General features: G+C 69.2%; 5 protein-coding genes and 1 pseudogene. 3 read left to right on the plus strand and 3 right to left on the minus strand.

Annotated features, from left to right (window positions below):
- Positions 1-144 precede the first annotated feature (144 nt).
- Both ACWEVO_RS28165 and ACWEVO_RS28170 read right to left on the minus strand, forming a co-directional pair.
- Positions 145-831, minus strand: a complete 687-nt coding sequence (locus ACWEVO_RS28165) for a response regulator (protein ID WP_452310512.1) — start codon at positions 829-831, stop codon at positions 145-147.
- Positions 828-2,378 carry a sensor histidine kinase gene (locus tag ACWEVO_RS28170; RefSeq protein WP_452310513.1) on the minus strand — a complete coding sequence of 517 codons (1,551 nt, stop codon included), beginning with the start codon at positions 2,376-2,378 and terminating at the stop codon, positions 828-830. Before ACWEVO_RS28170 ends, ACWEVO_RS28165 begins: the two co-directional genes overlap by 4 nt.
- A gap of 158 nt (positions 2,379-2,536) precedes the next feature.
- Here ACWEVO_RS28170 and ACWEVO_RS28175 point away from each other — a divergent pair, with 158 nt between their 5' ends.
- The 3 genes from ACWEVO_RS28175 to ACWEVO_RS28185 are packed head-to-tail and all read left to right on the plus strand — an operon-like array spanning position 2,537 to position 5,240.
- A complete protein-coding gene (locus ACWEVO_RS28175; RefSeq protein ID WP_452310514.1) occupies positions 2,537-3,346 on the plus strand; it encodes an ABC transporter ATP-binding protein in 810 nt (269 codons plus the stop codon).
- Positions 3,339-4,175, plus strand: a complete 837-nt coding sequence (locus tag ACWEVO_RS28180; protein WP_452310515.1) for an ABC transporter permease — start codon at positions 3,339-3,341, stop codon at positions 4,173-4,175. The genes ACWEVO_RS28175 and ACWEVO_RS28180 overlap by 8 nt, the downstream gene beginning before the upstream one ends.
- Positions 4,176-4,202: 27 nt before the next feature.
- The gene (locus tag ACWEVO_RS28185) at positions 4,203-5,240 is read left to right on the plus strand and encodes an ABC transporter substrate-binding protein (protein WP_452310517.1); all 1,038 of its coding nucleotides are present in this window, start codon (positions 4,203-4,205) and stop codon (positions 5,238-5,240) included.
- A gap of 143 nt (positions 5,241-5,383) precedes the next feature.
- Here ACWEVO_RS28185 and ACWEVO_RS28190 read toward each other — a convergent pair.
- Positions 5,384-5,797: pseudogene (locus tag ACWEVO_RS28190) on the minus strand (glycogen debranching N-terminal domain-containing protein); the annotation flags it as partial.

Here is a 5,797-nt window from a genome sequence, read left to right on the forward strand (position 1 = left end):
GGGGGGTTGCCCCGCGCGAGGGGGGCCAAAACGCCACCCGTGTCCGAGACGTCGCCAGTCTCGCCGGCCGCGCGCGGGCGCCTTCCAGCAGTTCTCCACCCGCTGCATTCCCGGCTCCCGGCGCATGAGTCCTTGACGGCTACCTCAGGCGGGGCCGCCGGCACGGGAGGCGCCGTGCCACCGGTACAAGTGTTCGGGGCGTCCCTGCGATCCGTACCGCAGGTTCAGCTCCAGTTTGCCGCTCTCGGCGAGGTCGGCCAGGTAGCGCTGGGCGGTCGTGCGGGAAATTCCGGTCGCTTCGGCGATCTCCACCGCGGTCATCGGGGCTTGCGCATCGCGGAGGGCGGCGAGTATCCGCTGCGCGGTGACCGTCGAGCGGCCCTTTGGCAGGCTGGCTGTGGGCGTGTTCGCGTTGTGCAGTGTCGCGATGGCGCGGTCGATCTCGTCCTGTCCGAGGCCGCGCTGGCCGGTGAGTTGGTTGCGGTATCGGGCGTAGGCGACCAGCCGTTCCCCGAGTTGAGCCGGAGTGAACGGCTTGATCAAATAGTTCAGTGCGCCGGCGGAGAGGGCTGCGCGGACGGTGGCGGTGTCGTCGGCGGCGGTCAGCATGATGACGTCGGCGGCCAGGTCACGTAGCACCGAGGTGCCCAGTCCGTCAGGCAGGTACTGGTCCAGCAGGACAAGGTCGGGCTTGAGCTTGTCGGAGGCCGCCACGGCGCCCTGCGCGGTGTGTGCGACACCGACCGAGGTGAAGCCCGACACCTGATTGACGAAGGATGCGTGGACCGCCGCTACGCGGAAGTCGTCGTCCACCACGAGCACCCGGATCATTGGGCTCCTTCCCAGTTGAGGGCGGCGGCTGGGTCGAGGACACCGGGCAGTTCGGCGACGAACACCGCTCCGTGCCCCGGATTGGTCGGACCGAGGCGGACATCGCCGCCGTGTGTACGGGCGGTGCGACGAGCCAGCGCGAGTCCGAGTCCCCGCCCGGGTTCCTCCTTCGTTGACGCCCCTGGCGCGAAGGGGTCCGCCAGGGTAACCCCGTCACCGCTGTCGGCCACGTAGATGTGCAGGTCGCGCTGCTTGGCCAGCAAACTCACCTCGACCCAGCCGGATCGGTGGGTGCCTGCGGTGGCTGCACGGATCGCGTTGTCGACCAGGTTGCCCAGCACGGTGAACACGTCCAGCGGGCGAGTCAGTCGCCCGGGCACCCAGGTGTCCTCGCCCAGGCGCAGGGTCACCCCGGCCTCGGACGCCACCGCCGTCTTCGCCGCCAGCAGCCCGTCCAGGTAGGGGTCACCGATCCGCCCGGGCGGCGCGCTCACCGACGTGGCGGTCAGTTCCCGCAGGTACGCCTGCGCGCGGTCGGTGTGACCGAGGTGCAGCAGCCCGCTCAGAGCGTGCAGCCGGTTGTTGTGCTCGTGGGCCTGTGCCCGCAGCGCGTCGGTCAGCGCCCGGGTCGCCTCCAGCTCGCGGGCCATGTCGTCGAGGTTGGTGTGGTCGCGCAGGGTCAGCACGACGCCGAGGTCCTGGCCGTTGCGACGAACCGGTCTGCGGGTCACCGCCACCACGCGCTCGCCGAGCAGACGCAGGCCGCCGGTGAGGGGGGACCGGTCCTCGAGCAGGCCGAGCACCTCCGTGGTGGCTGGCGCACCTCGGGTCACCGGCTCGGTCAGCAGGCGCGCCGCCTGCTCGGTGCAGACGCTCACGCGTCCTTCCACGTCCACGGCCAGCACCCCGTCGCGCACGCCCTCCAGCACCGCGACCTGTTCGCGGACCAGGTCTGCCAAATCGGTGGGTTCCAGGCCGAAGGTGCGCCGTTTGAGGCGGACGGCGAGCAAGGCCGCCCCGGCGACGCCGACGGCGAGGGCCAGAGTGGTGAAGACCTCGGCGGCTGGCAGCAGTTGGTGGAGGCGGTGGCTGATCTCGTCGGCGTCGATACCCACGCTGACCTCGCCGACGACGGCCCCGGAAGCATCCCGTAGCGGGACCTTGCCGCGGGCGGACAGCCCGAGAGTGCCGCGCTCGATGTTGACCACCTCTCGTCCGGCGAGCGGCCCGGACGGGTCGGTGCTGACGTGTTGGCCGACCAGCCGGGCGTCGGTGTGCGAGAAACGGATGCCGGCGCGGTCGGTGATCACGACGAACAGCGCCTTGTTCGCCCTGCGAACCTGTTCGGCGTACCGCTGCACGTCGCCGTCGGCGGACGGGCTGCCGGTGCGGACCGCCTCGGCCAGTCCCGGATGCTGGGCAACCGAGCGGGCGATGGCCAGCGCCCGCTGCTCGTACTGCTGCTCCAACTCGTTGCGCAGCAGCCACGTGGCGAGGCTGAATCCAGCCGCGGCCACGACGGCGACGACGACCACCTGCAGCAGCATCGTCTGCGTGGCCAAGCGTAAGGGGCGTCGCATCACCTCAGAGACGCTACCTGCGCAAACGTCGTGGGCAGAAAGGGCAAAAAGGCGTCTACGGGAGTTGGCGGCGCAACGAACGAAACCGCGCGGAAACGCCGACGTCACAGCTACGGTCTGCCGCTATGACCCAGAGCACACCCGCCATCCGGCTGGATCGGGCCACCAAGATCTTCCCGTCCGCGAACGGTGGTTCCTTCACCGCGATGCGGGACGTCACGCTCGACGTGGCACCCGGGGAGTTCGTCACCGTGGTCGGCCCGACCGGCTGCGGCAAGTCGACGACCCTGTCGCTGATCTCCGGCCTCGAGCCGGCCAGCGGGGGAACCGTGGCCGTCGGCGGAACCCCCGTCACCGAAATCCCGAACACCGTCGGATACATGTTTCAGCAGGACGCGACGCTGCCGTGGCGCACGGTCAGCGACAACATCGCCCTCGGTCTGCGCTACCGCGGCGTGCCGAAGGCCGAATCCCGCGCCCGCGCCCAGAAGTGGATCGACGCCGTCGGCCTCACCGGCTTCGAAAAGTACTACCCCCACCAACTCTCCGGCGGCATGCGCAAGCGTGTCGCGATGGCGCAGACCCTCATCACCGAGCCCGAAATCATCCTCATGGACGAGCCCTTCGGCGCGCTCGACGTGCAGACCCGCGAACTGATGCAGGGCGAGCTGCTGCGACTGTGGGCCGGCACCGGTGCGGCGGTCGTCTTCGTCACCCACGACCTGACCGAGGCGATCGCCCTGGCCGACCGGGTCGTCGTCATGACCGCCGCGCCGGCCACCGTCAAGACCGTCGTCGCGGTCGATCTGCCCCGGCCCCGCAACGTCGACGAGATCCGCCTCGACCCGCACTTCCTCGACCTCTACCGCAAGGTCTGGGAACCGCTGCGCGACGAGGTCGAGATCGCCCGCAAGAAGGGAACCTCCCGTGGCTGACATCGCGCTGGCCGAATCCCCGGCCCAGGTCGAAACCCCCGCCGCCCTGTCCTCGGTGCGGCGCAAGACCCGGTGGGGCGTGCTCACCGCGCGCCTGGCGCTGGTCGCGCTCTGGCTCGGCTCCTGGGAGCTCGCCGCGACCTACTGGATCGACCCGTTCTTCTACTCCAAGCCCAGCGCCATCTGGCACAAGCTGGTCGTCTGGTTCACCGACGGCACCTCCGCCGGCTCCATCTGGACCCAAATCTCCTACACGCTGCAAGAGGCGGTCTTCGGCTTCGCGCTCGGCGCGGTCGCCGGCGTGGCCATGGGCGTGGTGCTCGGCCGCGCCCGATTCATCGCCGAGGTCCTCGCCCCATTCATCAAGGCCGCCAACGCGATCCCGCGCATCGTGCTGGCCTCGCTGTTCGTCATCTGGTTCGGCCTGGGCATGAGTTCGAAGGTGGCCACGGCGTTCGTGCTGGTCTTCTTCGGCGTGTTCTTCAACGCGTTCCAAGGCGCCCGCGAGGTGTCAAAAGTCGTCGACGACAACGCCCGCATCCTCGGCGCCTCCCGCTGGCAGCTGATGCGTACCGTCGTGCTGCCCAGCGCGACCACCTGGATCCTGGCCAGCCTGCACACGGCCTTCGGGTTCGCGCTGATCGGCGCGATCGTCGGCGAGTACGCCGGCGCGGACAAGGGCCTCGGCCTGCTCATCTCCCAATCCCAGGGCACGTTCGACGCGCCCGGCATCTACGCCGCCATGATCATCACGACCGTTCTGGCGCTGCTCGCGGAGGCCGTACTCACGGTCGTCGAACGCCGCCTGACCAAATGGCAACCCCGCTAACCCCCATCACCCCTAGGAGAGTTGCACATGCGTAAGTCAATTGCGCTGCTGGCGATCCCCGCCTTGGCGCTCGGCCTGACCGCCTGCCGCGGCCAGTCACCCTCGGCCGCCGCCGGCGGCGGCGAACAGCCCACCACCATCAAGATCATGGTCGGCGGGCTCGACAAGGTCATCTACCTGCCCGCGAAACTCACCGAGCAGCTCGGCTACTTCAAGGACGCCGGCGTCGACGTGCAGCTGCTCAGCGAGCCGTCCGGCGCCCAGGCGGAGAACGTCATGCTCGCCGGCCAGGTCGACGGCGTCGTCGGCTTCTACGACCACACCGTCGACCTGCAGGCCAAGGGCAAGTGCATCGAGAGCGTCGTGCAGTTCGCCGACGTCCCCGGCGAGGCCGAGGTCGTCGCGACCGGCAAGGCCGGTGCGATCACCTCACCGAAGGCCTTCGCGGGCAAGAAGCTCGGTGTCACCAGCCCCGGCTCCTCCACCGACATGATCACCCGGGCACTGGCCGTCCGCAACGGCGTAGATCCCTCGCAGTACACGACGGTCAAGGCCGGCGCCGGTCCGACCTTCATCGCCGCCATCGACAACGGCGGCATCGACGCCGGCATGACCACCGATCCGACGATCGCCAAGCTCACCAGCTCCGGCAAGGCGAAGGTCTTCATCGAGATGCGCACGGAAGAAGGCACCAAGGCAGCGCTCGGCGGCCTGTACCCCGGCGCCTCCCTCTACATGCCGTGCGACTTCGTCTCCCAGCACAAGCAGACCATCCAGAAGATGGTCAATGCGTTCGTCAAGACGCTGAAGTTCATCGACGGCCACAGCGCAGCGGAGATCGCCGCGAAGATGCCGGCCGACTTCGCCGGCTCCGACCCCAAGCTCTACGAGCAGTCGATCAACGACTCCAAGAGCATGTTCACCGCCGACGGCGTGATGCCGCCCGACGGCCCGCAGACCGTCCTCAACGTCCTCAAGCCGTCGAACGAGGCGGTCAAGGCCAAGGCCGACCAGATCGACCTGAACAAGACCTACACGACCGAGTTCGTGAAGGCCGCCAGCTGAGTCACGCCCCGCCGGGCCGTCCCGCAGCGGCCCGGCGGGCGCCTCGGCGAAGGCCAGCAACGCCGAGAGCCGCTTGTTGGGTGCCAGGCGAGAGCTTTCTGAGGTCCGATCCTCCTGCTCATCGGCTTGCCGGCATGAGGCGGTCAGCGTCGCTCGGGGTGGGCGCGTCCGAGGGCGCCCGCCCGGCCCCACCGTCCGGGAATGTTGAGCAGCTCGATCCGGCCCATATGCGCAGGCACTGCCGGCCTGGTCACCAGGTGCTCGCCGCGTGGCTGCATGCCGAGCATGGTTCGCAGGAGCAGCAGGGGAGTCCCGGTGGACCAGGCCTGCGGGCTGCACGCCGTGGGGTACAGCACGGGATATCTGGTCAGCGTCCGCTCGTAGCCGCCGAACGCCTCGGGCAGCCGCCCGTCGAAGTGTTCCGCGGCGTCGATGATTCCTTCGGCGATGGTCCCGGCTTGTTGGTCGAAGCCGTAGCGGCGTAGTCCCCAGGCGATGAAGGAGTTGTCGAACGGCCAGACGGTGCCGACGTGGTAGCCGAGAGGGTTGTAGCGTCC

The organism is Micromonospora sp. NPDC003776 (assembly GCF_053605645.1).